Source organism: Synechococcus sp. Cu2B8-bc1011 (assembly GCF_047302735.1).
In the GTDB taxonomy this organism is placed as follows: Bacteria; Cyanobacteriota; Cyanobacteriia; order PCC-6307; family Cyanobiaceae; genus Synechococcus_C.
On the sequence record NZ_CP138915.1, the window covers coordinates 2400183 to 2424763 of the forward strand.

At 50.8% G+C, this 24581-nt stretch carries 37 protein-coding genes and 1 tRNA gene; 14 read left to right on the top strand and 24 right to left on the bottom strand.

The genetic code is table 11. The features are described from left to right. Positions 1-34 precede the first annotated feature (34 nt). Complete coding sequence (locus tag SIC18_RS12570; protein ID WP_413429801.1) at positions 35-913, top strand: DUF481 domain-containing protein; 879 nt, start codon at positions 35-37, stop codon at positions 911-913. Positions 914-1074: 161 nt separating this feature from the next. Here the strand turns inward: SIC18_RS12570 and SIC18_RS12575 are convergent, their stop codons facing one another. From SIC18_RS12575 to SIC18_RS12590, 4 genes are all read right to left on the bottom strand, one after another. After that, on the bottom strand, positions 1075-1233 hold the full coding sequence (locus SIC18_RS12575) for a hypothetical protein (protein WP_413430594.1): 159 nt from the start codon (positions 1231-1233) through the stop codon (positions 1075-1077). Next, complete coding sequence (locus tag SIC18_RS12580) at positions 1170-1373, bottom strand: gamma-glutamyltransferase (protein ID WP_413429802.1); 204 nt, start codon at positions 1371-1373, stop codon at positions 1170-1172. The genes SIC18_RS12575 and SIC18_RS12580 overlap by 64 nt, the downstream gene beginning before the upstream one ends. Next, positions 1318-1473, bottom strand: a complete 156-nt coding sequence (locus tag SIC18_RS12585; RefSeq protein WP_413429803.1) for a gamma-glutamyltransferase — start codon at positions 1471-1473, stop codon at positions 1318-1320. Before SIC18_RS12585 ends, SIC18_RS12580 begins: the two co-directional genes overlap by 56 nt. A gap of 367 nt (positions 1474-1840) precedes the next feature. Then, entirely contained in the window at positions 1841-2335 is a 495-nt protein-coding gene (locus tag SIC18_RS12590) for a YajQ family cyclic di-GMP-binding protein (protein WP_048346971.1), read from the bottom strand. 316 nt (positions 2336-2651) lie between these two features. Between SIC18_RS12590 and SIC18_RS12595 the strand changes: the two genes are divergently transcribed. Then, positions 2652-2894: a hypothetical protein gene (locus SIC18_RS12595; protein ID WP_048346972.1), complete on the top strand. Its 243-nt coding sequence runs from the start codon at positions 2652-2654 to the stop codon at positions 2892-2894. A gap of 578 nt (positions 2895-3472) precedes the next feature. Here SIC18_RS12595 and SIC18_RS12600 read toward each other — a convergent pair. The 4 genes from SIC18_RS12600 to SIC18_RS12615 all read right to left on the bottom strand — a co-directional run bounded on the left by SIC18_RS12600 (position 3473) and on the right by SIC18_RS12615 (position 5478). Continuing rightward, on the bottom strand, positions 3473-3817 hold the full coding sequence (locus tag SIC18_RS12600; RefSeq protein WP_413429804.1) for a hypothetical protein: 345 nt from the start codon (positions 3815-3817) through the stop codon (positions 3473-3475). Between the two features lie 70 nt (positions 3818-3887). Continuing rightward, the gene (locus SIC18_RS12605; protein ID WP_413429805.1) at positions 3888-4187 is read right to left on the bottom strand and encodes a hypothetical protein; all 300 of its coding nucleotides are present in this window, start codon (positions 4185-4187) and stop codon (positions 3888-3890) included. A gap of 239 nt (positions 4188-4426) precedes the next feature. After that, complete coding sequence (locus SIC18_RS12610; RefSeq protein WP_048346974.1) at positions 4427-4663, bottom strand: hypothetical protein; 237 nt, start codon at positions 4661-4663, stop codon at positions 4427-4429. A 647-nt stretch (positions 4664-5310) separates the two neighbouring features. Continuing rightward, positions 5311-5478, bottom strand: a complete 168-nt coding sequence (locus SIC18_RS12615) for a hypothetical protein (protein WP_245407102.1) — start codon at positions 5476-5478, stop codon at positions 5311-5313. A gap of 777 nt (positions 5479-6255) precedes the next feature. On the opposite strand from SIC18_RS12615, the gene SIC18_RS12620 reads away from it, so the two are divergent. The 3 genes from SIC18_RS12620 (at position 6256) to SIC18_RS12630 (ending at position 7308) form a co-directional block, all read left to right on the top strand. After that, positions 6256-6495: a hypothetical protein gene (locus SIC18_RS12620; protein WP_084764049.1), complete on the top strand. Its 240-nt coding sequence runs from the start codon at positions 6256-6258 to the stop codon at positions 6493-6495. Between the two features lie 267 nt (positions 6496-6762). Then, on the top strand, positions 6763-6903 hold the full coding sequence (locus tag SIC18_RS12625; RefSeq protein WP_413429806.1) for a hypothetical protein: 141 nt from the start codon (positions 6763-6765) through the stop codon (positions 6901-6903). A 99-nt stretch (positions 6904-7002) separates the two neighbouring features. After that, positions 7003-7308 carry a hypothetical protein gene (locus SIC18_RS12630; RefSeq protein WP_084764056.1) on the top strand — a complete coding sequence of 102 codons (306 nt, stop codon included), beginning with the start codon at positions 7003-7005 and terminating at the stop codon, positions 7306-7308. Positions 7309-7536: 228 nt separating this feature from the next. On the opposite strand, the gene SIC18_RS12635 is transcribed toward SIC18_RS12630, so the two are convergent. Beyond that, complete coding sequence (locus SIC18_RS12635; RefSeq protein WP_413429807.1) at positions 7537-8061, bottom strand: DUF3104 domain-containing protein; 525 nt, start codon at positions 8059-8061, stop codon at positions 7537-7539. Between the two features lie 30 nt (positions 8062-8091). Here SIC18_RS12635 and SIC18_RS12640 point away from each other — a divergent pair, with 30 nt between their 5' ends. Together SIC18_RS12640 and SIC18_RS12645 are read left to right on the top strand one after the other, a co-directional pair. Next, positions 8092-8277 (top strand): chlorophyll a/b-binding protein, encoded by a 186-nt coding sequence (locus tag SIC18_RS12640; protein WP_048346979.1) that lies wholly within the window; start codon positions 8092-8094, stop codon positions 8275-8277. Positions 8278-8322: 45 nt separating this feature from the next. Further along, the gene (locus SIC18_RS12645; protein ID WP_048346980.1) at positions 8323-8466 is read left to right on the top strand and encodes a high light inducible protein; all 144 of its coding nucleotides are present in this window, start codon (positions 8323-8325) and stop codon (positions 8464-8466) included. Here the strand turns inward: SIC18_RS12645 and SIC18_RS12650 are convergent. From SIC18_RS12650 to SIC18_RS12660, 3 genes are all read right to left on the bottom strand, one after another. Then, complete coding sequence (locus tag SIC18_RS12650; protein ID WP_413430596.1) at positions 8428-8595, bottom strand: hypothetical protein; 168 nt, start codon at positions 8593-8595, stop codon at positions 8428-8430. The genes SIC18_RS12645 and SIC18_RS12650 overlap by 39 nt on opposite strands. A 29-nt stretch (positions 8596-8624) precedes the next feature. Next, positions 8625-9014 (bottom strand): hypothetical protein, encoded by a 390-nt coding sequence (locus SIC18_RS12655; protein ID WP_048346981.1) that lies wholly within the window; start codon positions 9012-9014, stop codon positions 8625-8627. Positions 9015-9180: 166 nt separating this feature from the next. Further along, entirely contained in the window at positions 9181-9768 is a 588-nt protein-coding gene (locus SIC18_RS12660; protein ID WP_413429808.1) for a DUF2808 domain-containing protein, read from the bottom strand. Positions 9769-10564: 796 nt separating this feature from the next. Between SIC18_RS12660 and SIC18_RS12665 the strand changes: the two genes are divergently transcribed. Then, on the top strand, positions 10565-10792 hold the full coding sequence (locus tag SIC18_RS12665) for a hypothetical protein (RefSeq protein WP_250395148.1): 228 nt from the start codon (positions 10565-10567) through the stop codon (positions 10790-10792). Positions 10793-11219: 427 nt separating this feature from the next. Here SIC18_RS12665 and SIC18_RS12670 read toward each other — a convergent pair whose 3' ends face one another. The 4 genes from SIC18_RS12670 to SIC18_RS12685 form a co-directional block, all read right to left on the bottom strand. Next, a complete protein-coding gene (locus SIC18_RS12670) occupies positions 11220-11546 on the bottom strand; it encodes a 4a-hydroxytetrahydrobiopterin dehydratase (RefSeq protein WP_048346984.1) in 327 nt (108 codons plus the stop codon). Positions 11547-11762: 216 nt separating this feature from the next. Next, complete coding sequence (locus SIC18_RS12675) at positions 11763-12086, bottom strand: hypothetical protein (RefSeq protein ID WP_413429809.1); 324 nt, start codon at positions 12084-12086, stop codon at positions 11763-11765. Between the two features lie 277 nt (positions 12087-12363). Further along, a complete protein-coding gene (locus SIC18_RS12680; RefSeq protein ID WP_048346986.1) occupies positions 12364-12756 on the bottom strand; it encodes a nuclear transport factor 2 family protein in 393 nt (130 codons plus the stop codon). Between the two features lie 264 nt (positions 12757-13020). Next, the gene (locus SIC18_RS12685; RefSeq protein ID WP_413429810.1) at positions 13021-13320 is read right to left on the bottom strand and encodes a hypothetical protein; all 300 of its coding nucleotides are present in this window, start codon (positions 13318-13320) and stop codon (positions 13021-13023) included. Between the two features lie 39 nt (positions 13321-13359). Between SIC18_RS12685 and SIC18_RS12690 the strand changes: the two genes are divergently transcribed. The 4 genes from SIC18_RS12690 to SIC18_RS12705 all read left to right on the top strand — a co-directional run bounded on the left by SIC18_RS12690 (position 13360) and on the right by SIC18_RS12705 (position 15354). Next, positions 13360-14019, top strand: coding sequence for a hypothetical protein (locus SIC18_RS12690; RefSeq protein WP_048346987.1), 660 nt, complete (start codon positions 13360-13362; stop codon positions 14017-14019). Between the two features lie 84 nt (positions 14020-14103). Then, a complete protein-coding gene (locus SIC18_RS12695) occupies positions 14104-14256 on the top strand; it encodes a hypothetical protein (protein ID WP_157028591.1) in 153 nt (50 codons plus the stop codon). Positions 14257-14429: 173 nt separating this feature from the next. Continuing rightward, positions 14430-14963: a peptide deformylase gene (gene def / locus SIC18_RS12700; RefSeq protein WP_413429811.1), complete on the top strand. Its 534-nt coding sequence runs from the start codon at positions 14430-14432 to the stop codon at positions 14961-14963. Positions 14964-15183: 220 nt separating this feature from the next. Then, positions 15184-15354: a hypothetical protein gene (locus SIC18_RS12705; RefSeq protein WP_413429812.1), complete on the top strand. Its 171-nt coding sequence runs from the start codon at positions 15184-15186 to the stop codon at positions 15352-15354. A gap of 888 nt (positions 15355-16242) precedes the next feature. Here the strand turns inward: SIC18_RS12705 and SIC18_RS12710 are convergent. After that, a tRNA-Arg gene (locus tag SIC18_RS12710) sits at positions 16243-16316 on the bottom strand. A gap of 66 nt (positions 16317-16382) precedes the next feature. Between SIC18_RS12710 and SIC18_RS12715 the strand changes: the two genes are divergently transcribed. After that, positions 16383-17207: a DNA-binding protein gene (locus tag SIC18_RS12715; RefSeq protein ID WP_048348270.1), complete on the top strand. Its 825-nt coding sequence runs from the start codon at positions 16383-16385 to the stop codon at positions 17205-17207. A gap of 1 nt (position 17208) precedes the next feature. Here the strand turns inward: SIC18_RS12715 and SIC18_RS12720 are convergent, their stop codons facing one another. Further along, a complete protein-coding gene (locus SIC18_RS12720) occupies positions 17209-17442 on the bottom strand; it encodes a hypothetical protein (RefSeq protein ID WP_048348271.1) in 234 nt (77 codons plus the stop codon). A gap of 20 nt (positions 17443-17462) precedes the next feature. Next, entirely contained in the window at positions 17463-18329 is an 867-nt protein-coding gene (gene rsmI, locus SIC18_RS12725; RefSeq protein WP_413429813.1) for a 16S rRNA (cytidine(1402)-2'-O)-methyltransferase, read from the bottom strand. Positions 18330-18352: 23 nt separating this feature from the next. On the opposite strand from rsmI, the gene SIC18_RS12730 reads away from it, so the two are divergent. After that, positions 18353-19270 carry a 3'(2'),5'-bisphosphate nucleotidase CysQ family protein gene (locus SIC18_RS12730; protein WP_413429814.1) on the top strand — a complete coding sequence of 306 codons (918 nt, stop codon included), beginning with the start codon at positions 18353-18355 and terminating at the stop codon, positions 19268-19270. Between the two features lie 17 nt (positions 19271-19287). Here SIC18_RS12730 and SIC18_RS12735 read toward each other — a convergent pair whose 3' ends face one another. The 5 genes from SIC18_RS12735 to SIC18_RS12755 form a co-directional block, all read right to left on the bottom strand. After that, on the bottom strand, positions 19288-21453 hold the full coding sequence (locus tag SIC18_RS12735) for a polyribonucleotide nucleotidyltransferase (protein ID WP_413429815.1): 2166 nt from the start codon (positions 21451-21453) through the stop codon (positions 19288-19290). 173 nt (positions 21454-21626) lie between these two features. Next, positions 21627-21929, bottom strand: coding sequence for a 30S ribosomal protein S14 (rpsN, locus tag SIC18_RS12740; RefSeq protein WP_011620003.1), 303 nt, complete (start codon positions 21927-21929; stop codon positions 21627-21629). Positions 21930-21972: 43 nt separating this feature from the next. After that, positions 21973-23055, bottom strand: a complete 1083-nt coding sequence (rseP, locus tag SIC18_RS12745) for an RIP metalloprotease RseP (protein ID WP_048347008.1) — start codon at positions 23053-23055, stop codon at positions 21973-21975. Positions 23056-23074: 19 nt separating this feature from the next. Then, entirely contained in the window at positions 23075-24352 is a 1278-nt protein-coding gene (gene serS, locus SIC18_RS12750) for a serine--tRNA ligase (protein WP_048347009.1), read from the bottom strand. 64 nt (positions 24353-24416) lie between these two features. Further along, the gene (locus SIC18_RS12755) at positions 24417-24578 is read right to left on the bottom strand and encodes a hypothetical protein (protein WP_245407112.1); all 162 of its coding nucleotides are present in this window, start codon (positions 24576-24578) and stop codon (positions 24417-24419) included. Positions 24579-24581: the final 3 nt, after the last annotated feature.

Here is a 24581-nt window from a genome sequence, read left to right on the forward strand (position 1 = left end):
CGTATGCCTCTCGATTGCCTGTAATGCAACAGCAATGCTGCTTCTCGATGGCAGTTCAAGGAGTAGCATCGCAGAAACAGTGACCTTAACCCTCAGCAACGGCGACAAAATAAAAGGAACATTGATAAAAAGCGAAAGCAATGAGCAAACAACAGTCATCAATCATCCCAGCCTTGGAAGACTGGAAATTCAAGCCAATTCTCTGAAAGCAAAACCAAAAAAAAAGCGCTGGACAGGAAGCTTCTCAGCTGGGGTAACAGGCTCAAATACAGACCAAGACTATGATCTCGATAGTACATCTCAACTGATTACACAATACAAGGATGAGGTAAACCTGCTTTCCTTTAAAGCCAATACAGAATATGATTTTTCAAGAAGCGAGGATCAGAAAAAAGGATCTACAGACACCAACCAAGGGCAAATCGACTTACGATATTCATACACATTCTCAGGAAAGTTAAGTGCCTATGCATCAAATATATATGAGTACGACATGCTGAATCAAGTTGGCAAAAACAATCTTATCAACTCGATTGGGCTTGGATATGACCTCATTAAAACTGATACAACAACACTCAACTTCTCGGCAGGACCCGCTGCACAGAGTGTCTGGGGAGGCCCTGGTTGCAATACTGATCAATACTGTGGCAACACTTACTTTGGAAGTAGTGCCCGAATTGGTTTCGACTGGGTGCCAAACAACTTCTTTAATCTTTCGCTAAGCAATCAATTTACAGGCTCCTATGTTGATGGAGTGTCTCCGAGCAATAACTTCTCAGGAACAATCAAAATCTATCCATTCGGAAACAAAAAGCTTTTCACATCGCTCAATGGACAACTCATTTACAATGCATTAACCACTCCACAAATAGACAATAGTTTTTCATTACAATTTGGCACACAACTTTTTTAAGGTTGTTCAGCTACGACAGCTCCTTCCGCCCCGCGAGGATCAGCCACTCCATAAGTACCGCTATTGAGTTTCGCCTCCACCCTGTTTGCGGAACCCATGGAGCGAGTGAACCACAATGCATGGCCTCATTGTTTTAAGAGCTCAAGAGTGTCGAGACTGAATCACTGCTCAAGCTGCAAGGAATCAGGCCAAAGCTGACGATGAATCCTGGGTGTAGCGACAATTGTCGCAAGATAGAGACCATGAACAAACCGATTTAAAACGCCTGCAGAACAGTCGTCATAATCCTGCTCCCACCAGGGCTCCCCGTCGCCAACCAAGAATTAACCTCTTGATTCAGCACAATTATCGGCATCATTAAGCTGAGGGGTCTTCGACGTGGAGCAACTGCATTTTGCTCCCCTCTACCAACCATAGGCATTAGGAACACCAGGCTTGGCGGTAAAGTCTGCCAGCTCATGATTCAAGAGAAAACCAGAGCCTGGAACGGCGATTCCATTGCCATAAGCAGAATTCAATGCCGTGGTTAATGCCACCAATGAGCCATCACTTTCAGCCATTGTCCCGCCAAATCAGCCGCAGAAGGATGAGAGTTAAGGTTTAATTGAGGACAGATACTCAACGATCGGGCAAAACCCCGCAACCTTAGTCGACACACACAAAAGAATCAAAAGGCCATTAAATACCACCAAATCGTTCATAGAAACAAGCTCCTGAGGAAACGACACCAACATCAAAAGGAATGATTCCCCTGCCTCATCAAAACACCAAGAACAAGCCCAGAGATCGCTAATTTCCCTCTCAAAAGCGTGCCGCCAAGACAAATTGCACCACAACAGCCTGATCAGCAGGACGTTCTCATTGGCTGGCAACAATTCATACTAAGGACCACCAACTTCAAACGAAAATCTGAGCAGAAACTGAAATTCAGCGATAATTTTCAAATTGAAGCGGAACATCTAACTCTTCTTCCTTGCTTTTCACGAGTTGAATTGCAGCCTGAAGGTCATCCTTACTCTTACCCGTGACACGAAGGCTTTCCCCTTGAATCGCAACCGTGACCTTCTTCAATTCATCGCGGACCATTTTGCTGAGCTTTTTAGCAAGCTCTTGACTGAGCCCCTTGCGCAATTGAATAACCTGCTTCACACGATTCCCCCCAACAGCTTCAGGAGTTTGGAAGTCAAAAATCTTGAGAGAAAGATCTCGCTTCGTTGCTTTAGTCCTCAAGATATCTTCAACAGCTTGCAATGTCATGTCACTAGCTGTGGTGATAACCACTTCCGTTTCCGCCAGTTCAATCTCTGTACCTGAATCCTTAAGGTCGTAGCGATTGCCAACATCTCGTCGAACTTGATCCAAAGTATTGACCAGCTCCTGGCGGTCAAAATCGGAAACCACATCAAATGAATATGACGCCATAGTGCTTTGCTGCTAATCCGAACAGGTCTTCACTCAACTTACTCACGTTGAGCGATCATGGCAGGATCAACAAACAAACTCATAGCACCCCCGGTGGTTCTGAACCTGAAAAGGAGAGTTTCAGAGCCCTAAAGCCCGCAAGCCATTGCAACGCCCATGCCATGCTGGTCGTTGCGACAGGAGTTGCAAAAGAACAAACCAAGCAAAGATTGAGTCAATATTATTTTAAAAGGATTTACCAAGGTTTGAGATTAAGAATATTTCGCAACTAATTTATAATTGCCAAAGGCTACCGACGCAGCATTTCAGGATCTCCATGACAACACCTCTCGATCAAGCACGCGCCATTGCCAATGAGATGGAAAAACTTGCGGATCAGCTAACGCCTAATGTAATTCGAGCCGCTCGGTCTGATAAAGAGGGACGCAAAAATCTCGATCGTCTTGAATACGCCCTTGGAACGATTGGGAAGGCACTCATCCTTACTGATTACAGCGTAGATGAGCAAAAAGATCTCGATAAACTAGAGGAGTTCAGAGAACTGCATGGAAAGAAGTAAGACAGCGAAGTCTTAAAGAAACCTGCGCAAACAAAGATCCACGCTATGAGTTTGACATTTCGAATGCAGCTTGCTCTAGGTCTTTCCAGGTCAAATCAATCAAAGGGAGTGCTTCATCAATTTCTTTTTTCAAGCATGAGGCCTCATCACTTAGACCCTGCTCGATGTACTGCTGATATTTAAGGTATTGGTTGACCCAGATCAGGATCGTGGGGGTGTTGTTCGTCATGCTTCTCGTATGGCGAGACATTCCATCAACAGGGGACGAAGATGAAATGCCATTGGGCATCATCAAAACCAAAGCTAATCGATTCATCCGCTTGTAAGGCCTGGATGAGCGAGAGCTCACTTGCTATCTCGCGAGTCAAGCCTGCCCCAGAGGGGATCAGTGGCCGAATTCCAGAAACTACAGGGTTTCCCTGTTCCAAGAACTGAGCATCAGAGTGTTGTCAAAGACACCACTGTGAACCCAAAAAATTGATCAATCACCTCAAAGAATCAAAAGCATTCAACTGGCTTGGACGAATCAAGTCCATTCCTTCTAAAGCGATTCTCAATCAATGCCCCCAAGCAAAACACTAAAAATCATGTTTTTCACCCTCAACCACCATCGAAACCAATAAAGGCCAGTAGCGATAGCTCGATCGAATCAAGAGAGCCCAAATGAACCAGAGAAGCCAAAAATTAACGCTTTCATCGATGGCTTGACCACAGACCTGATCCAACCGCTTGGCCACAGAACTTGAAACTTGCTCTTGCAACGAGCGATTCATCGCTGCGCACACCCTCCCGGCGGGAAGACGGAACAGTTCTGCAGAAAGCCAGGCTGGAGCCAAAGCCACTGGGATCGCAACCAACCATCTGCCGACAAATCGCTCTAAGGAACGACTCGGCACAATGCGTCTCGGCTTGGGAGAGGGCATCGAACGCCAATCCAGACGCACACTGATCTGAAATTAGAAACGACTGGCCAACTAGACCAGCGGATTGACATCAAGCGAAAGCTTTGTCATCAGTGATGCGTTGACAAACCAGGCTATCCAACGCTGAAGGAGTCAGCATCACACAGCTTGAATCAAGAAAGTGAGGATGATTGCGTCGATAGGTTGTTGCATCCTCTGCCCAAAACTCACTCCTGCAAGCCGTTCCAACTGAAATGGGGTAGAGGCTTAAACTATTTCGACCGACGTTGATCGCGATTAACAACGACCGCGCTTGTGGATTTGCCATAGAAAGATCAATACTCACCTCACCAAGGTCTCCGCAGCGATCCACCACCTGCTCCAAGGCCAAGGCATTCACAGGGAAAGTCCAAACAACCTCAAGCAGTGACTATTAGGACATTGTGTATTAACACATCATTGATCATCGACCAGAAAGAGCGATGATCACATTGACAAACGTGAACGCTTGTCCAGCCATTGAGAAAATATCAAAACAACGAATATCAGTTGAATCAAACACATTACTCAAACAAGGAAGCTTTGCTCTCGCAAAGTTTTATTTAAGTCGATTTTTCACACCCTCAGCTATTAAGATTTACGTTTAAACGTATAGCAACCACCGTGATACCCAGTGAAGGGCTGGGCATAGGTAATCAGTTCCCAACCTTGCTGTCCAAGCTCGTTCATCAAGCCCACCAAAGTGACATCATGCTGAGGATGTCTTCGAGAAATCAACTGCTTTTCATCAAGCCAAAGTTCCTCGATTTCTCCAGTCCACGACTTTCCTTTCGGAACAAAACGCAATTGCGTGTATTCCCAAGTCATTGAGGTCTGCCATCATCGCATTGACTGTAAAGCAAAGATCGAGCTGACCAACCGTAGACGGCACAATCTCAATCGACCCCAAAGCAGCTAGCCCAACGCAACCATGTGCTTCAGGCCATTCTGACCAAGTGGTAAGCGTTCGGGCCTTAACCCTTAGCCAACGACAAACACGGCCGTGATAAAGACAGCAGAAATAGCTGCTAAAAAGCTGCCAATACCGGCTGCTTGAATCCAGTTTGGGCTCATCAAAAGTCCTCGATGCCTTTGTTCTGGCTCAAGCCAAGCTCTGACATCAAGGTCTGTCGTGAAACGGAAACGAAAAAGCAACCAGAAGAAGAGAGGCCGCCCCTCCCGGATGGAAGAGACGGCCTAGCTCGCTCGTTTGTGCATATCGCTAACCAATCTTCAGTGAATGTGTATCGGAGAAGCGTGAACCTCGAAACGACAACAGTGAACTGAAAGAGGAGTGCGAAGCGTCTGGCGTGTGGCGCCTGGGGCCTGGTTCCTAAGTGGTGAGTGGTTGAACTCCTTAGGGCACCTGTTTCGGTGCAGATGGAGTGTCGATCGACGTGGCTGTCAAGAGATTGACTGCCGAAGGACGGACCTCACCGTTGGGTGAGAAAACTGTTGGAGCAGGGGCCAAGTAGTCAGGCTGCTTCTTTGATCTGCTCAGGTGGAGTATCGGCCGTCATGGCTCCTCCGATCTCGATACAGCAAGTGTGGCGCAGGCGAGCGAAAAGCACATCGGTGCAATGGCGCATTGCTATCAGAACCAAAACCGACGAGATTAGGAATGGCGTGCGTGAAGACTCCATTCCCTTTGAGCTGGAATGAGACGCCCCTAACGTTGATCTAGCGACTGCTGATCGAACATTCAGCCAACATCAAATTTTGATGGCTGAACGATTCAGAGCTTCGTCATCGACGATCCACTCGCTCAAGCGGGAAGCAACTGGACAAAAGCTCATAAAACTAGGTTCACTATGCCTGTAAGTCGAAAAGATTTCGACTGTTGCTAAGCAACATTTGGGGCCACAGACAGAAGACCCATAGCGAGGACAAATCATGACTTCCCTCCTTTTCCAATATCATCTCGCTTTCTCATGACGACAACTGAACAAAGCATGAGACATCCACCAGAAAGCGATGAATGATGCACGCGGAGAGATCACCTAATCGACCAATTTCAAAGCTTTCAGGACTTTCAGGCGAATCCCTCCAAGTTTTTCCCAAGCAGCTAAAGCATCAGTCTTGGAGGCATATGGCCTCCAATCGTCTTCGACAATACGCCGTTGGATATGAGCCGCTACGCGTTGAACAACTGCTTTATCACTAGGGCGATCGAGATGGATCGTTGTCCCGTTTAACTCAACATCCATATCAGTTCGAGTCTCCTAGCAAAGTAAAGATTTTTGAGTTGCGGAGGATGACCTCAATTTAGCTTCGCATGGTCGAGCCCTCCCCTGTGCCTCCGCTCCAGGCTCTAACACAGAGGAAGGCTTACCTCTCGATCCAGGACAACACTTGGAAGAACAGGACCGTACCTCTAACCGAACAGCAGCCACAGATCAAAACTCAATAGATTGCGCTGAATGCTGAAAACACCAATGACTAATCACCGTTTATCAATCGAACAAAAGTTCCAACTCGAAGCAGCTTTTAGAGATATTGATGCTTGCGATGACATTGAAAGACTTCGCAAGATCACCAAAGAAATCATCACAGCACAGGAAAACGAGAAGGCCTTTGCAAGAGAAGCCATTGCACGAATGCGCCATGAGATCGAGGCGCATTCAACCTCTACATTTGGATTCAATCGCGCAGCAGGCTAAGCAAACATTCAATGGCCTAATTTCTGGATCCTCCCCTCAAATCGATTAATTGCTCAATGTCAATCTGGTTTCATAATGCTTGCATCTGGCTTCTGAAGACACCCATGAAGGCTATGACTAAGATCAGCCATCAACTGGAAGAGCATCTGCTCACGCAACAGCAGAAAAACGTGACAAAGCATGCAGTCTGAGGCATAACGAGTTGACACAGCAGATCGACCCATGCCCCTACCCAAATGGGAAATGATGACGGACGAAAGTCAATCGATGGTTAAGAAGACCGGGATTGGATTAGGTATTGGCATCTTGGTGGTTTGGGTTGCCCTGGGGTTCATCAAAGCAATCCTTCCGATCATTTTTCTTGGCGGTGCAGGATATTTGGGTTGGAAGGTCCTTAACAAAAAATAGTTCTAGTTGCTGAAAGGCCTTGGAAATACGGCATTGAATCTGAGGAAGACAAGGAGCGATCGCTACGATCATTTGAGAAGAAACCTATCGACATCTGCAGTGATCCCAGAGGACTTTGATTATTCGGCTTCCATTTCCTTGATGGACATCAGGGAGAATTTGCCTTTCATCGATCCGGAGGACCTCTCGTCCCAAGACGTGTTGGAGATACTTCTGCATCTCTTTCGGAAAAAGCCAGGCTTTATTGACCGGGGCCACGAAATTAATAACAAGGAAACAGCCTGGGTGAATGCATTCTTGTTTCGACTCACGCCTGCCATCGATCACGATGCCAGAGAAGCCTTCGTCGTAGAGGTCATCGGCTCGAGTGTCGACCGAATGACAAGTTTACGTTCAGAATCTTGAACACAAGAAATGGATGAAGAAAATCCAAGGCTCTCTAGACCAAGCCTGTCAATCAAGAGTCATTGAACCTGGGAAGCTACATCAAAGGGAGTAACAGACATCATCATTCCCCATCAACAAGAGAAGATTAGGCTTCATAGAAGCGATAAGACATCAATGCTCCGTGGACGAATTGTCCATCCTTTCAAACAAGTTGAGATTCAGATCAGGCGTTTATCTTCTATTGATTTAATAGCCCTTTGACCATTGATAGCACTCATGGGAGCCAAGCTGCAGACCATCCAGCGATCGGACAATGTGCTTGACCTCATCACCGTTCACCCAATGAATGAAGCCATCGTCGACATCTGAGACTTGAAGCATTGTGTTCACCATCGGATCCCTGAAGCCTCCATCACAGCCCAGCACCTGTCCCATCCACCAATTGCCATCAGCCTTGGGTGCATCCTGGTGGACCGCCTGCACAATGACAAAGTCGCCAGCACTTACTCTCAGGGCTGCGGAAGCAGCCTGGCCAGCAAACTGACTTCGACCCTGGAGAGAACGATCAGCACTCACTAGTACTCCTGCACTGCTAGGCACTTTTTTAGGGTGCCTGCGCCAGTTGTCAAGCCCATGACGGATCTGGAATTGGAGAGCTTTTGAATGCCAACGAACATCCCTATATGCTCCCGTGCCAACCATCTGGGAAGAGCCTGAAACCGAACTCCTGGATACGGGTGGCCCCTCTTCCAGGCCAAGCGATGCGGACATAGACCGATCAGGTCCCTCTCGGAGACACCCATGACAACGGCATCCCTCCTAGCCCAAGAACGCTATTGGAATGATCTTGCATCAGAACAAATCCGACGTGAACGATTGGTCAAAGCTGAACGCCTCAACGGACGTTTGGCAATGCTCGGATTTGTGGCTCTTATCGCCACTGAGGACCTTTTACATCAGGGCCTTTTGCAGTCCTTGGGCTTCTAAAGCAAAACAAGAGACCAACGAATTCAATGTTTTTGAGAGCAACCCATGATGAACAACACAAAATCACGCTTCGGTTTCGTGAATTTTGCTGAAACCTGGAACGGGCGTCTTGCAATGCTTGGTTTTGCAATCGGCCTCGGGACCGAGCTGCTAACGGGTCAAGGAATCCTCAACCAAATCGGCCTCTAAGTCGATCGTCACACCATCTGAGGCGACAATCCGAGCCAATTGTCGCCTGCTCCCAAGATCTAATCGATGGAACGACGCCACCAGTCTCTTAACGGTGATCACTCGCTCCTCCTTCAAGGCTTGAGACAACCGTCAGAGTGAAAGGCTGAGTCATTTCTTCAAAGTGGAATCGTGATCGACCACTTGTTGCGTCTAAACCGCCAACGCTTCCCTGAATCCTCGGCCTTAGGGACACTGTCGGAATAAAAACCCTTCGGATCATCCAGGTTTTGACCGATCTCTGTTGCTCCACCCAGAGGAATCTGAAAGCCAACGTAGTGATCACCTTCCTTACGGCATAAACGCACCGGAGACTGCGAGTAACTGGTCCAAACCCCTGCTCTCTTCACTGTGTATTTGCCAGCACTCTCCGCCCATTGATTGCAAGCTCTAAACGCAGCCTCTGGAGACTCATAGCGGTTAAGACCATAAATAAAACTGATGCAATTAGGCACTTGCGTAATAACCAATGCTGCCAAAAGGAGCTGTGTGATTCGACTGGAAGCCATAGGAGCTCCTGGTTATGAAATAACTTTGATCATGGTCAACCCTTTCCATGACATAGGTGGACTCCCTTCAAACTCAAAGCAACGTTCTTCTCAATCAAACAATCGCTCGCTCCCACCTTCAAAGAGAGCAACACACAGAAGCAAAACCAACCCATCCAATCAAAAATTAAAATTTATTGTTCAGCCTGTAAATATCTAAGCGCAGGACTGGTCCTAGAGATTGAGAGGGGGGCAGGGAAGGAGATTCGGGGTAAAAACTGGACGACCATTCGTAAATCCCCTGCCTTGGATTAATGCTTGGAATCACAACACTAATAATCTGACCAGGCTTTACAGAAGGACTAAAGACAATCTCAGTGATTCCTCGTTCATCATCGAATTGTATCGTTGCGAGCCCTTTTTTTCCCCGCTTCCTTAGATTATAAAATCCAGAATAAACAGTGAGATCCTTGTCTCCCCACTTCCACCTTTCAGTGCCAGTAATTTGCGACAAAGCAATTCTTTCAAGATTTGCTCCAGCATTGGCGGGCAATTCCAATGAGATCACAGGATACGATCTCTGATAAGAATTTGAGTATGAATTGTGAATGGAAATACTTCTAGGAGGATTTTCAAAAAACTCCTGACCGTATAGCTCCGTCGAATGCGCGCTCAAGGGCTGGGCACAAAGAAAAAGGAGAGAGAGTGTGGCAGCCTTATTCACGGGTCTATTTTTTGTGATTCTAGTAGAGAACTCAAGGAGAGAGAGCGCCATCAAATAGGCAATACATCTAACCTATGAACTAATTTTATAGGCAGATCGAGCAATTTCTATTGATCTTTTGAGACTGCCTCATCACAAACACCAGGCCTTAGCCAACGGCATGACCCAGATCGCCGGCCAGTCGATCCTGCCGTTTAGCTCTATCACTCCGGTTCGCATCCAACCAACAGTGACCACACGATGCATTGCGATTGAAACCGCATCAAATTTGGCAACCGAGGTTAACGCAAGAAACTGATCTTTCTGGATGCATTGACAGAAGAGGGCTCAGCCAACAGAAAGGATTTAACGAGTGGTTCAGACACCATGAACCCGTATGAGCTGCGGAGAGCTTCTAATAACCACCAAAACGCAGCGCCAGCTCTAAGGCCCCATAACCAAAAAGAAATGTGCTGCCCAGCAGCGCCAACTCTTTTTTAGAACTTGCCATGGAAAGAAGGGACGAACCCACCAACAACGCTCCGAAGAATCTAAAGGAAATCTGAAGCTCCAATATTTAGAAAGCTATCAATCTGACCGTTGAGAGGAAGTTGTTTACTCAAATTCATGAAAAAAGCGTAACAAGGGGTGCTTTCAAGTCTCGGCGCAATGTTTCTATTTATATTTGATCAGATAAAAATTGATGGGCCCCTGATCGCCACTGCATGTAACGAACGCAGCCCTGATCGCCCACACTCTTGGCTTATCCAGTGGTTTTGGCCAGTGATTCTGCAAGGCATCAGCCTGACCTGCCGCAAATCACTGGTTTCACTGAAGTTTTGGTGGTTGCAGTGAAGGCGAGAAGCTTTTGACACCTGCCTTTTGCTTGCTTTCTGGTGTTCGCTTGGCAGACTGGGCCACCCATCCGATTGTCCTTTTGCCAGTCGATCGCAACTTAAGAGCTGTCGCGGCCACTTCTCCCGCAGAGGCAGCCCTTCTTCAGCAGGAGGAGCGTCTCCGCATGCCAGGGATCCGTGGAACCAAGGCTGCACAGAGAACGGATCTCGACGGAATAGGAGCGAGCGCTCCCTCTTAGAAATCTGGGTGAAACAGCACTTTCAAAGCCAGCGACTCTCAGGCTGGCCTCAGAGCAACGGATGCTCCGTCAATTGCATCCATCACGCAATGTCCAAGTTGGACGTGGTTGGTCTGCGTTGCCGTCAGCTACCTGACCAAAGACAAAGCCTGTAACGATCAACATTGGGCAGAATTGAATCCCGAGATAAAAAAAACGAGCGGATTGGTTTTAATTAGTTGGTTAATTCAATGTCAAGAATCCTGCAGCACGTTGGAGGAACGTCAAACAACACCCACAAGAAAAAGCGAGGAGCTTTGGTTTCCCTATAGATCTCCCAACTAAATCATGACATCTCCAACGCGAGCAGATTTTCTTAGTAAAGAGGCGACAGCTTGACAAGCAAAAGCCTTCTGCTTGGTTTCAGATCACCTTTCTCAAAAAAATTCTACACGTCAATTCCATTCAGCTTTGCTGCCAAGACAGCATCGGCTTGCGTTAGGCCATCAACTTTATGGGTGTAAATCACAGCTTCCGCATGTGCCCAGCCCAGGGAAAACTCAGCATGGTGTCCCTCAACCTCACAGATTGCTCCTGCTGCATTCACCCAATCAAGGGCAGTCTGGAAGTCGATAAATCGCAGTGATCGAGAGAGGTGGTGGTTATCGACCACCTCCCACCCAGGCAATTGAGGCAGCAGATCAGCAAGTTCCGCTTCTGTGAGCTTAGGAGCACCTTCTTGACAGGGGATACAGGTCTGTTTTGCCAAATTCATTGAGATCTCCTGCCGCTTTTGAAGTATGGCCGTAATACTGAAAACAGTGACGCGGGAGCTGAGGCAAACACTCCAGCTCCTAAATAGACCCCCTACTTCCGTAGCCTCAAGATCAAGTGCCGGTGACGCATGGACGAAGACAGCAGAAAAGCCAGACGAACTACTTTTGCCTGGGTTATCGGCGCCAACATCGCCGCATGGGGCCTTTACCTCGTCCTAACGAAGGTCGTGGGAATGGATTTCGACATGATTCGCCAGGCCAACTACGGTTGAATCAAGTAGACGTTCCAGTTCTCCCTTGCTGTCAACCGGTCGTTTGCTGTCTGGTTGTTTGCCTTGATCGACTCCCACCACAACAACGGCCACACGGCAGGTAATCGCCCCTTTCGATCCGAATACCACCCACAGCACAGATGTAGCGCCATACAACCCGCTCACCCAGAACGACTCCACACCCAGCCCACCTCTGAACCACCCCAGCAACAGCAGTTCGGCTGCGTCGTGGATTGCTTGGCTGCCACTTGAGCTGCCTATGAGCACGGAGCATAGGGGGCTTTATCAGTTATCACCTGGGAATCAAGAAAATGGGCCAGATTTTTTCTCTGCTGCCCATGGCTAAGTATTGACAGAGAGGAAGCTGGGAAGAGGTGGATTACGAATACGAGTCGAGACGGTGTAGCGCATAGCTGGTCAGAGTTGAATATGAAGATTGGATCATTGCGGCTAATTGATATTGACAACAAAGTTGAGTTGAAGGGTAACTGCTTCAGGAATTGACCAATCTCTCGAAAGCGCATCGAGAAGACTGAAGCGGAATTTACTTGATAATTTTGTCTACCAAGACATCATCAAAATACACCCGTACCCTGTGAAACATTTTGCCATCAAACTCTAATATCCAGGCATATTGGTTGTTGTAAGGCTGCCCGCTTTTAGCAACAGCTTTGGAAGTCATCTCCAGCACAACGAAGGCACCATCAACGATAACATTATTTACCTTCCACTGAATTCCGCCGTCCAAAGAGGACTTTAGCCTTGAGACTGCTGCATCAATGAAGTGCGCCCTAGATGTATAAACACCAGCAAGAATGCTTGAGCCTGTGATAGCCCATTGGACGTCCTCCGCTACAAAATTGGCCAAAAACTGATCAATAGCGCCAATTTCAAGCAGATTAATAGCATTGTCAACGTAATCACGAGTGACCTGCATAGCAACAAGCACGAAGCGAAAATCAATTGTAGAAGATTTCGGAAGAATCTTGATCGTTCAAATCATTTTGGAATGTCACTGACTTAGGCAATTGCAATGCATGGAGCTACAGAGCGATTCAATAGACAAGCTGGGGCAATGCAATACCTCAAACAATTGGAAAGACTGCATTAGACATGCATATAACGCCAATCCTTTGCAGGGATGACTGAAGCGATGAACGCGAGGCTGAGCTCACTGCCCTCATCAACAAGCTCTGTCGGATCAATGGCAAAGACTGGCCACGCGGGCATGCCGCAGAACTTGCACGACGGGCCGGTGTCTCCACTCAGGCCATCGACAGCCGCCGCAACACTGCCCTGAAAACGTAAGCCGAGGAGAACACATGGTCCGCACCACGCTCACCGCAGCAGCACTCGCCATCGGATCACCTTCAACCGAGATGGTCAATACACCCTGAATGTGTTCTGGAAAAAGCCGTAACCCGTGAGCCAGGCTGCTGGGGCGAAGGTGCGTGCTGGAGGGGATGAAAGCAGCAGTGTGATCAGCTGACAGACCAGCCAAAGCTGATGAAGATGAAAGTCATCGCGCCTGCTCGAAGCCATGACAAACGATTGCGTTGTGACCCCCGAACAGATCATGGGAACGTCGCAACAGAGTGCTAATGGCCACCGAAAAGGGACCACCTCGGCCTTTTTTCTCAACGCGGAATGGGCCCTCCGCAGGCCGTTGATAACGGATCAAGATCGACTGCAGGCTGAAGCCTGCAAACGCATGCTTAGGCGTCAAATGGTCGACATTGTGCGTTCCAACGGCGTCGGTGACCTGTTCGACTGGCGCGACCAGGACATCGCTGAGATCTGCCTGGAGGAGATGGCCAAGCGTGGCGATGAGGAGGTTCAGGGCTTTGACGATGAGAATCTCAAGGCGCTGGCCTCAGGTGAGGTGTGCGGATTCACCGGTGAGGATCTGTTGCCGGGTGCTCAGGATTTCGGAGCATCAGCTGCCCAGACAGCTACCAGTAGCCATCGCACCGATGCTTTGCTGCAGGAGCATCTCGAACGACAGCGGGGGGTGCGCAAGGGGACGTTCGGTGCTTTTTGCGCGAACTATCGACTGGCCAGGACGCAGCCGGATCCGGCTGCGACAGCAGCTGCGGCGATGATGCTTGAGCTGCTGCCTCACGTGCATCAGCTCGGATACCTCAAGTGGTGGGTATGCCGTGATGCCTGGGCCGAGGCTCTGGTCGCGGCGGGGGCTTGATGGCGGGCAAATCCCCCTATCGGGTGATGTCAGGACCGATCACCGCGATCAGCGTCCTTGCTCATAGGGAGCCCATAGCGCAGTATGGAAAATCAAAAAACAAATGTCGAAGATATTGGATTAGAGGAGATCAGAGCAATCCGCGGTCAAATGAAGGATGCCAAAGAGAAAACCACTAGAACTGATGCCGAATTAGATGAACTTGCTGCAAGGCAAGCACAACATGCTGTTCTCTGAGCAATCTCAGACTTGCAAAGTCGAATGTACGAATCTCCTTGATCATTGGTGGTGCATCAAGGCTTATTACTGCAATTGTTAATGGTGATCCGATGCTTAATTCCACTGGACGAGGGAAGAGTGCATTGGAAGACGAGAAGGCAGAGTAGACCGCTAGATGACATGATTAGCAGATGAGTATTCGAAGTGTCCTGCGAATTGGTCACCCGTCTTTACGCGGGCGCTCGACGGAAATCCCTGATGATTGGTTCGGCAGTCAACGCTTGCAGACGCTGATAGACGACTTATTCGATACCAAGTCAGCATGCTCTGGTGCAGGAATAGCAGCACCTCAGATCGGTGAGCCGTGGAGGGTTTTTGTGCTCGGAATGAAGCACAACCCTCGTTATCCTGAGGCTCCTCCATTGCCTGAGCGAGTAGTGATCAATCCTGTATTCAAAGCAATTGGCGAAGAATCGACGACTTTCTGGGAGGGGTGTCTAAGTGTCCCTGGATTGCGTGGTGAGGTAAAAAGATCCAAATACATTCACCTGCAGTATCAAGACCAAGACGGGGCTTCCCATCAGGAAGAATTGGAGGGGTTTCATGCACGAGCTATTCAGCATGAAGTTGATCACTTAGATGGAGTATTTTTCACTGACCGCTTAACCAGCACAGTAGCCTTTGGCTTTATTGATGAGCTTCAGGCTCATGGGCTTATTCCTTGAATAAGCACCATTGGTATGCGGACAACGAGTTTGCCCTTATACCAATGGTGCGATCTGACCGATGGTGGTGTCGCTGCCGTGGACTGGGTGAAGCGGTATGCGCAGAAGTGACTCCCAAATCAGAGGAATTTGCAGTGGTTCAAGGCAGCAGCTGCACGGCTTGCTCCCAGCCACTGCTCGAAACTAAGAGCGATGCCATGAGGTCAAAAACGAATGATCCATGCGGTCTCCAATTTGGATTCACCATCGATCAGACGGTCTCAATCCACATCCCACCATCCGGGGCAAAGCCTCCACCTGGGCGGGCACCGTTTCCCAGGCTTCGATGGCGTTGTGGCGAAGCATCCTGCGAACGCATGGCTGGGTGCAAGGACTGAGTTTGATGTGGTAGATCCAGCTATATCCAGAATGAGCATTACTCGGCTGAAAAGGTATTCACGGTAAATGTCATTGCTGTAGAGCTTTAGCTTCCAATACATTCGCCATCCACACCATTGAAGGAGTTACGGATTTAGCCAAAGCAATGACACCTCGCAATTGTTGGGCATCATTGCTTTGTAAAAAGAATATCTAGTTACCCCCGCAAGTTAGATTTCCATGCTCGTCCAGATCTGTATTGCCGGTGCAGTCTACAAGTGTTTCTCCTGGGCAACTTTGACCTTTCTCTATCGAGTAGCAGCCCCATCCATGACCATATGAAGAGCAACAAAAAGTTCCTGCTCTATTTGTCCCAGAATTCTGTTTAAAAGAATTCTTTGATGCATGCCGCGTTCTCCTCGTTTTTTGCTTCTTTGTGCGAGGTTCCGCTTGAGCTATTCTTCTAGACTGTGCCAATAGCAAATTGCAATTCATTTGCCTTGGCTTCACCTAATGGCAAAACCGCGCAAGGAAGAAACGCCAGTCCAATTAATTTTGTGATTAATTTAGGGTGAAAAAGAGAATTCATTGTGATAGTTAAGTGAGTCTAAAGAGGATTGCTCCCCCTGTGAACTCACCATCGCCGAATTGACTGCATCACTCGATGACCACGCTCATAAGCGCCTGTGATCTTGCCCACACCCGAGAAGCCAGATCGCCACTTAGGTTGACAACGCTTGAAACCCAAGCCGGTGTCTTCCGTTTCGCAGGCATCCGGGCAAATGCAGCCGGACCGACCCTTGATTCGAGGCTCCTACGTTTGCAAATTCGTTTGTAAACGTAGGAGCGATTTGATGCAGTAAGTGGTTTCAAGCATCTCGGTGTTTTCCGACAATGCCTGTCCTGGCTTGGTTTTTTGAAACGCCCCCTGCTGGATTCGAACCAGCGACCGACTGCTTAGAAGGCAGTTGCTCTATCCAGCTGAGCTAAGGGAGCACTCATTCATTTTGACAGTCGACGCACGCAACCCCGCTTAAGCTTGAAAGCTGTGCGGTACTGATGATGGCCCCCAGCCGGCTTAACGACAGCCACAAGCAGGAGATTGTGGAGCGGTACCGCGCTGGAGAAACAAGCGCCCAGATTGCCGCGGCCTATAGCTGCAGCACCAATACGGTGAGTCGAACCGTCAGGTCCCTACTCAGCCCTGAGGAGTACGCCGAGCTCAAGACCCAGCGATCCTCGAAAAGCTCTGGTTTAGAGAGCCCTGCTCACGCAAGCTTGTCTTTGAAGGACAGTGTGCCTGAAATCGATACCGCTGAGGTCAGCTGTCCAGAGAGCACACAAACCAACCTCGAAGATTCCAGAAGCGAGGCACCAAGCGCCAGGGAAGAGGAAGGAGTTAAGAGCAGTGGTAACGACGGTAATGATGAGGGCCAAATCCTCGCTCTCGATGATGCCGAGGATTTTGGTGGCTCCGATCTTGACGACAACGAGACCTTCAACACGGACGATGAGACTGTCTTTCATGAAATAGCGGTACTACCGGTCGACCTTCCTCAGGTCACTACCCAACAAGTGATTTGCCGACCCTTCGCATCTGAACTGTTGCCAGACAGCGTCTACATGCTGGTGGACAAAACGGTGGAGCTGGACCCACGGCCGCTCAGTGAGTTCCCTGAATTAGGCCTCAGTGATCCTTCAGAGCAGCAACGTCAGGCTTTATGCCTTTATGCAAGTCCACGCGCTGCTAAACGCCAATGCAGCCGTAGTCAGCGCGTGATCAAAGTTCCAGACACCCAGGTCTTTGAGCAAACATCCCCTTACCTGCTCGCCCGTGGCATCACGCACTTGGTGGTTGAAGGATCCCTGTTTGCACTCAAGTCCTGATTCAGCGGTCTTGATCAGGAGCTGGCGCCAAGACCGCGGCCACACTGCCGCCGCTGACAATCCCCAACACCAAGCTGACGCCGACAATGAAGCCTGAGGGAAGGGGCGCAGAACGCCCAACGCCAAGATTGAGGCGATGGCGATCATTCAGATTCTGAGCACCAAGGCAGAGAACCAACATCAGAGTGAGCCCAGTCCCCAAACTCAACAAAAGCAGTCTCAGGCGGATGAGCATCGCAATCGCTTTTGATTCCATCAGTCTGCCTGTTCGGTCATCGTATGGAGCAACGCGTAGAGCTCGCGTTTTGAGCGTCCAATCCGGCTGGAAAGCAGCTTGGCTGCATCCTTGGCACTCATCCCCTCGGTAGTGAGTGCAAGTAACTGCTCCAAACAATGCGTATCGCTTAAGGATTCGATCTCAATGGGTAAGGCTCCACCCAACACCACAGTGCATTCTCCCTGGGGGCTGTTTTCTTGAAAATAATGTCGCGCTGCCCCTACGGTTGGGCCCACTTGTTGCTCATGCCGCTTCGTGAGTTCTCGAGCCACTTGTAACGGGCGCTCCTCACCACAAAGCTCGAACAGCTCGTTGAGGAGTTGGCACAAGCGATGGGGAGCTTCATAAATCACGCTGGTGCGCTGCTCACTGGCAATCAAGACCAGTCGATCCCGGCGTTCCCTGCCTTTTGCAGGCAGAAAACCCTCAAAACAGAAACGGTCGGTGGGAAGCCCGCTGCTCACCAGTGCCGTTGTCGCCGCACAGGGACCAGGGATAGAAATCACCTCACAGCCCAACTCACGCGCAGCAGCGACCAACTCCTGTCCAGGGTCACTAATCCCAGGCAAACCTGCATCACTGATCAGCGCAACGCTGCGGCCCCCTTCCAATTCCAGCAACAGCTGAGGAATCCGCGTGCGGGTGTTGTGCTGATGGAAGGAGCACCGTCGAGCTGCTGACCCGATACGGCTCAGCAGCTGTCCGCTGTGACGCGTGTCTTCACAAGCAATCGTGTCCACAGCAATCAACAGATCACGTGCTCGCGGAGACAGGTCACCGAGATGGCCAATCGGAGTGCCTACGACATACAGCACTCCAGCAGCAGGTTCAGCGCGTTGCTTCACAATGGCTCCGCCCAGATCAAACCATGATGCCGAGCTCGCCGACCCTTCTTGCCGGTATCAACCTGGAAGATGTTTTAAAGGTTCTTCGCCCTCTCAGCTGGGGGGCTGCAGACATCCTGCGTGCCTATGCCCGTGGAGAACAGCCACCCCATGGGTTTCCGAAAGCCCTCAGCGTTGACAACGGCGGAGAAGGACCCGTGTCTGCTGCTGATCTTGCCGTCAATCAATGGCTCCTCGATGGCTTGAAACAATCCTTCCCCGCCGCCGATTGGACCCTCCTCAGTGAAGAAACAGCCAAGGAGCAACTAACGGAGGGGCAACCCTTGGCTGCTGATTGGCTATGGATTTTGGACCCACTGGATGGAACCAAAGATTTCCTTCAAGGCACAGGGGAATATGCAGTGCATCTGGCCTTAGTGCATCAGCAACGCCCCGTGCTTGGGGTCGTGCTCGTTCCAGAACGAGACGAGCTTTGGATTGGTGTGGTGGGTGAGGGCACCTGGTGCGAAAACCGCTCTGGAGAACGAACACCCGTTTGTTTCAGTGAGCGGAGGGTCAGCCATGAGCTGATCTTGGTAGCAAGCCGCAGTCACAGGGATCAGCGACTGGAACAGTTGATTACAGCCTTAGAACTCGGTGATTCTCATGCGGTCGGCAGTGTCGGCTGCAAAGTGGCCACGATCCTTCGCGGGGAAACCGATCTGTACATCTCCCTGTCTGGAAAAAGTGCTCCAAAGGATTGGGACATGGCCGCTCCAGAAGCCGTACTGCTTGCCGCTGGTGGTGCCTTCACCCATGCCAACGGTGGCGAACTCACCTACAACACCGGCGATGTTCGCCAGGCAGGCTGTTTGATCGCTAGCCATGGTAAAACCCATGCCGCTTTATGTGAACAAGCGACACGGGCCATAGAACTGATTGATCCAGGTTTTCAGGTCTGAACCTGGGTGGGCGCCTCTCAGGAGAGGGGCGCTACTGGAGTTGGAGCCGGTTGAGAGTCGGGTGACTCGCCGTTCTGGGGAACGCCCCGCAAGGTGAGGTTGATCCGGCCGCGGTTGTCGATTTCACGGACACGCACCGTGACCTCATCGCCAACCTTGACCACATCTTCGACTTTTTCGACCCTTGCCTCCGAAAGCTGTGAAATGTGAATCATGCCCTCTTTACCAGGCAGGATTTCCACAAAGGCTCCAATCGGAATGATGCGCGTAATGGAGCCCGTAAACACTTCACCCTCATTCACCTTGCGGGTGAGGCCTTCGATGATCTTCTGAGCTTCCTCGGCGGCAGCACCGTCATGGGAGGCAATGGTGACGATGCCACTGTCTTCAATATCGATCTTGGTGTTGGTTCGCTCCGTGATGTTCTTGATGGTGCGACCACCAGGACCGATCACAGTGCCAATCAGCTCAGGATCAATGCGGAAACTGAGCAGGCGAGGTGCGTGAGGAGAGAGACCCTCACGTGGAGTTTCGATCGCCTCCATCATCTTTTCAAGGATGTGGAGTCGAGCAGGGCGAGCCTGATTCACAGCATCGGCCACGATGCTGACAGGAAGACCCGTGATCTTCATGTCCATCTGGAGAGCGGTAATCCCCTTATCGGTACCCGCCACTTTGAAGTCCATGTCTCCAAGGAAGTCTTCAATGCCTTGAATATCGGTGAGGATTTTGACCTCATCTCCCTCCTTGATTAGGCCCATCGCCGCACCACTGACAGGCGACTTCAAAGGAACACCGGCATCCATGAGAGCCAACGTGCTTCCACACACGGAACCCATCGAAGTGGAGCCATTGGAGCTCAACACTTCGCTGACAACACGCACCACGTAGGGAAAGGTGTCTTTCGCGGGAAGCACGGGCACGATGGCTCGTTCGGCCAATGCGCCGTGGCCGATTTCACGACGTCCCGGAGAGCGCATGGGGCGTGTCTCACCGACGGAATATGCCGGGAAGTTGTAATGGTGAAGGTAGGTTTTTTCGTTATTTGGGTTGAGATCATCCATCTCCTGGGCATCACTTGGCGTGCCGAGAGTGGCGGTCGACAACACCTGGGTGAGGCCACGTTGAAATAAACCTGAGCCATGCACTCGCTTCGGGAGCACCCCTGCAGCGGCACTGATTGGACGCACCTGATCAAGGTTGCGACCATCCACCCTTTTGCCGTCCTTAAGGATCTGCTGGCGCATCAAGGTTTTGGTGAGCGCTTTGAAACTGTTTTGAAGGGCCTTGCCGTTGGCACTAACAGCAACTCGAACAGGATCGGAGTCCTTGAGACCCTGGATCGTTTCGGCAGTTGTGCTGCGAATAGCATCAAGCTTTTCGTCACGCTCAGCCTTGGTTTGCTCGAACTGGCCAAGCACCTCACCAATCGACTTGCTGCAGGCTTTCTCTAAATAAACAGGCAGCGTTTTGTCTTGGTCAGGAGCCTCTGGAATCACTTGCTCGATCCCAGCGTCTTTGAGGATGGATTGCTGCGCTTTGATCAACTCAGAAACAGCTTCGTAGCCAAAGTCGATCGCTTCAATCACATCTCCCTCAGGAAGCTGATTCGCTCCGGCTTCCACCATCACCACACCTTGTGGGGTGCCGGCAACAACGAGGTCAAGATCGCCGCGCTCAATCTCCCGGAAGCTTGGATTCAGCACAAAATCGTCGCCCAGCAGACCGACGCGAACAGCAGCCATCGGCCCATAGAAGGGAATCTTTGCCAGGAGGGTGGCCATGGAGGCACCGGTCACGGCAAGCACATCTGCCGGAACCCGCTCATCCAGCGACATGCAAGTCGCAACGATCTGCAAATCGTCGCGAAGCCAGCTTGGAAACAACGGACGCATCGGCCTGTCGATGAGTCGGCAAATCAGCGTGGCGCGCTCAGGAGGGCGACTCTCACGCCGCATAAAACTTCCTGGAATCCTTCCTGCTGCATAGAGGCGCTCTTCGTAATCACAGATCAGCGGAAGAAAATCAATTCCATCTCGACCTTTGGAGCGTGTAGCCGTGACCAGTACGGAGGTGTCTCCGCACTCAATCATCACCGAGCCGCCGGCTTGGGGGGCATACCTCCCAGTGGTCAGCCGTATCTCCCGACCGTCAAAGGAGATCGACTGCGTCTGACCTTGCACGTTGGTTTATGTCTTTCTGTCAACTCTGATTCTGACATTTGAGCGGAACCCAGTGTTGGGGTTATCCGGTTAGATCCACACAATCCAACAGATCCACCGCCATGCAAAAGTCACAAAAAAAGAGGCGATGACTCACCTCTTCATTCGATGGATTGCAGAAAAGTGATCTCAAATCACCAGCTGGACTTCACAACACCAGGAAGCTCACCCTTGTGAGCACGCTCGCGTAGCTGGTTGCGGCAGAGACCAAAATCGCGGTACACACCACGAGGCTTACCAGTGGCCCAGCAGCGGTTGCGAACACGGTTTGGGGCGCTATTGCGCGGCAAACCTTGAATTTTGCGGTGAATTTCAAGGCGCTCCATCGGATCCTTAGCGGCATGGAACGCAGCCATGAGAGCGGCGCGCCTGTCGGAAAAGCGCTCGACCATTTTTTTCCGCTTCACATCGCGGGCAATCATCGACTTCTTGGCCATGCAGCGAGTCAGATCAGACGTCTTGAAGCGCCACTCTATCGGTTCACTGACCAAGCAAGCGCTGAACAACCGAGAGCTGACTTGTATCGCGCACGATCAAAAGAACACTCAGTCCAACCACGAGCAAAAAACTGGACTGCATCACGATCAATTGAAAGCGCTCAGGGACAGGTCGTCCGCGGAACCCCTCCAAAAGAATGAACACCAACTGCCCTCCATCCAGAAGAGGCAATGGGAGCGCATTGAGCACCGCGAGGTTGATCGAAATCAAAGCCATGAACAGGGCCAGACCACTTCCTCCCTGACTGGAGAGCTGGGCCCCCATCTCCACGATCTTGACCGGACCACTCACCTGCTGAGCTGTCGTTCCAAAGTCCGTGACAAGGGCTCCATATCCGGACACGGTGCGTTGCAAAAGTCCACCGAACTGCTCCGATCCACTGGCGATCGCTTCACCCAAGCCATGAACAGGGCGAGTGGTTCCACTGAAATTGGCCTGAAGCTGAGCACCGATGCGTCCCTGTCCTTGATGGTCTTCGGGAGTGAGCTGGATCACTCGAACCAAGCCATGTCTCTGCACCTCAACGGACAGAGCTTTGGAAGGGTTATCTCTCACTGGCATCACAGCCTCCTTGACGGCCTTCTCGCCACGACCAAGGGACTGTCCATCGATGCTCAGAATTTGATCACCAGGCAGCAAGCCCGCTTTCTCAGCGGGCTCTCCCTGCTGAACAGCCATCACCATCACACCGGGATCAAGATCTCCTGGGACTCCAGACAGGGCGGTATGCCCTACGAGAACCAGCCAGGCGAGCAGCAAATTGGCGAGCACCCCTGCACTAATGACCAGGGCTCTCTGTGGAATCGGGCGGTTGCGCAGAAGATCAGGATCATCCGCAGGAATGGGACTGTCTTCATCGTCGTCAGGGAAGGAGACGAATCCGCCAAGAGGAAGAGCGCGTAAGGCGTAGGTCACACCTCCACGCTCAAGTTTCCAAAGGGCAGGTCCAAATCCAATAGAAAATCCGTTCACACGAATGCCCTGACATCTGGCTGCAAGAAAGTGACCGGCCTCATGGATCACGATCAGCAGCCCTAGAACCAACAGTGCTGCCAGAACGTTCATATCGGATCCATGACTGGGTTCATTCTGGCTGGAGACGATCGCAACCGAAGTAAGGAACCAAAGCCTGGGGAAGCGTCACGCTTCCGTCTGGCTGTTGCCCGTTCTCAAGCAAAGCCGCCATGGTGCGACCAATCGCAAGGCCACTGCCATTGAGAGTGTGAACCAAGCGAGTTGTCTTACCATCTTTCGTGCGGATGGAGGAGCGACGGGCCTGGAAATCGGAACAGACACTGCAGCTTGAAATTTCCCTGTACGAGCCTGCACCCGCCAACCAAACTTCGAGGTCATAGGTGCGAGCGGCGGAGAAGCCCAAATCACCCGTGCAAAGCTCGAGCACGCGATAGGGCAATTCCAAAGCCTGAAGTACGGCTTCAGCGTCGGCGGTGATCTGAGCATGAGCCTCTTCAGAGCGCTCTGGATGAACAAACCAATACAGCTCAACTTTGTTGAACTGATGCAGTCGAATGAGGCCCCGGGTGTCACGTCCATAGCTACCGGCCTCCCTGCGAAAGCAGGGGCTGTAGGCCACATAGCGGAGTGGTAGATGATCCGAAGGAATAATTTCGTCGCGATGCAGCGAGGTGACCGGAACCTCAGCAGTTGGTGTCAACCAGAGATCATCCTCCGCACAACGAAAGCTTTCTTCCGCAAATTTGGGCAGCTGACCTGATCCCGTCAGACTTGCACTATTAACCAAAACAGGAGGAAGAACCTCGCGGTAGCCCTTCGCGGTGTGCAGGTCAAGCATAAAATTGATGAGCGCTCTCTCCAATCGGGCGCCTTGCCCAAACAAAGTCACAAAGCGACTCTGGGCAATTCTCACGGAACGCTCCGTGTCGAGCAACGACAGCTGTTCAGCGATTTGCCAATGCTCCAGGAGTCCCTTTTCCACCCTGGGATCACCCCAGCGACGAACTTCTTTGTTGTCGTCTTCGCTGCGACCGTCTGGACAAGCCTCTGACGGCAGGTTGGGGTAGCTAAGGAGCTCTTCACGGAGTTGCGCCGTGAGCTTCTTCTCCTCATCCTCAAGAACAGCTACCTTCTGCTTGATTTGGTTGCCTTGCAAGCGAAGTTCAGAGACTTGAGCACCCTTGGGGTCAGCCCCAGCTTGAATGCGTTGACCAACCTCTTTCCCAATGCGATTGCCATCGGCTTGAAGGCCGCTCCGACGCTCCTCTAAGTCACGTTGCTGCTGTGCTATCAGCTGAAGGCCTGTGAGATCAACATCCATCCCCCTACGCGCTAACGCGCGGGAAATCAGTTCGGGGTTATCACGCAGCAGGCGCTGGTCAAGCACGGAAATTCTGAAGGGGGCAGGCTCGAAAGCCTACGTCTCTGTTCAGAACGAACGATCAAAGTTCCTAGAGAACTTGTCCAACCATCACCGCGGCAACAGCCGAGAACAAGGTGATGCCGAGAGCTGTCAGTGGGTTCTGCCCCTGAGCGACCGCAACGGTGGTGATCACACCAGCACCAAGACATGCGGCTGCGAGTTGGGTAGTGAGATCAGAAGAACGATTCACGAA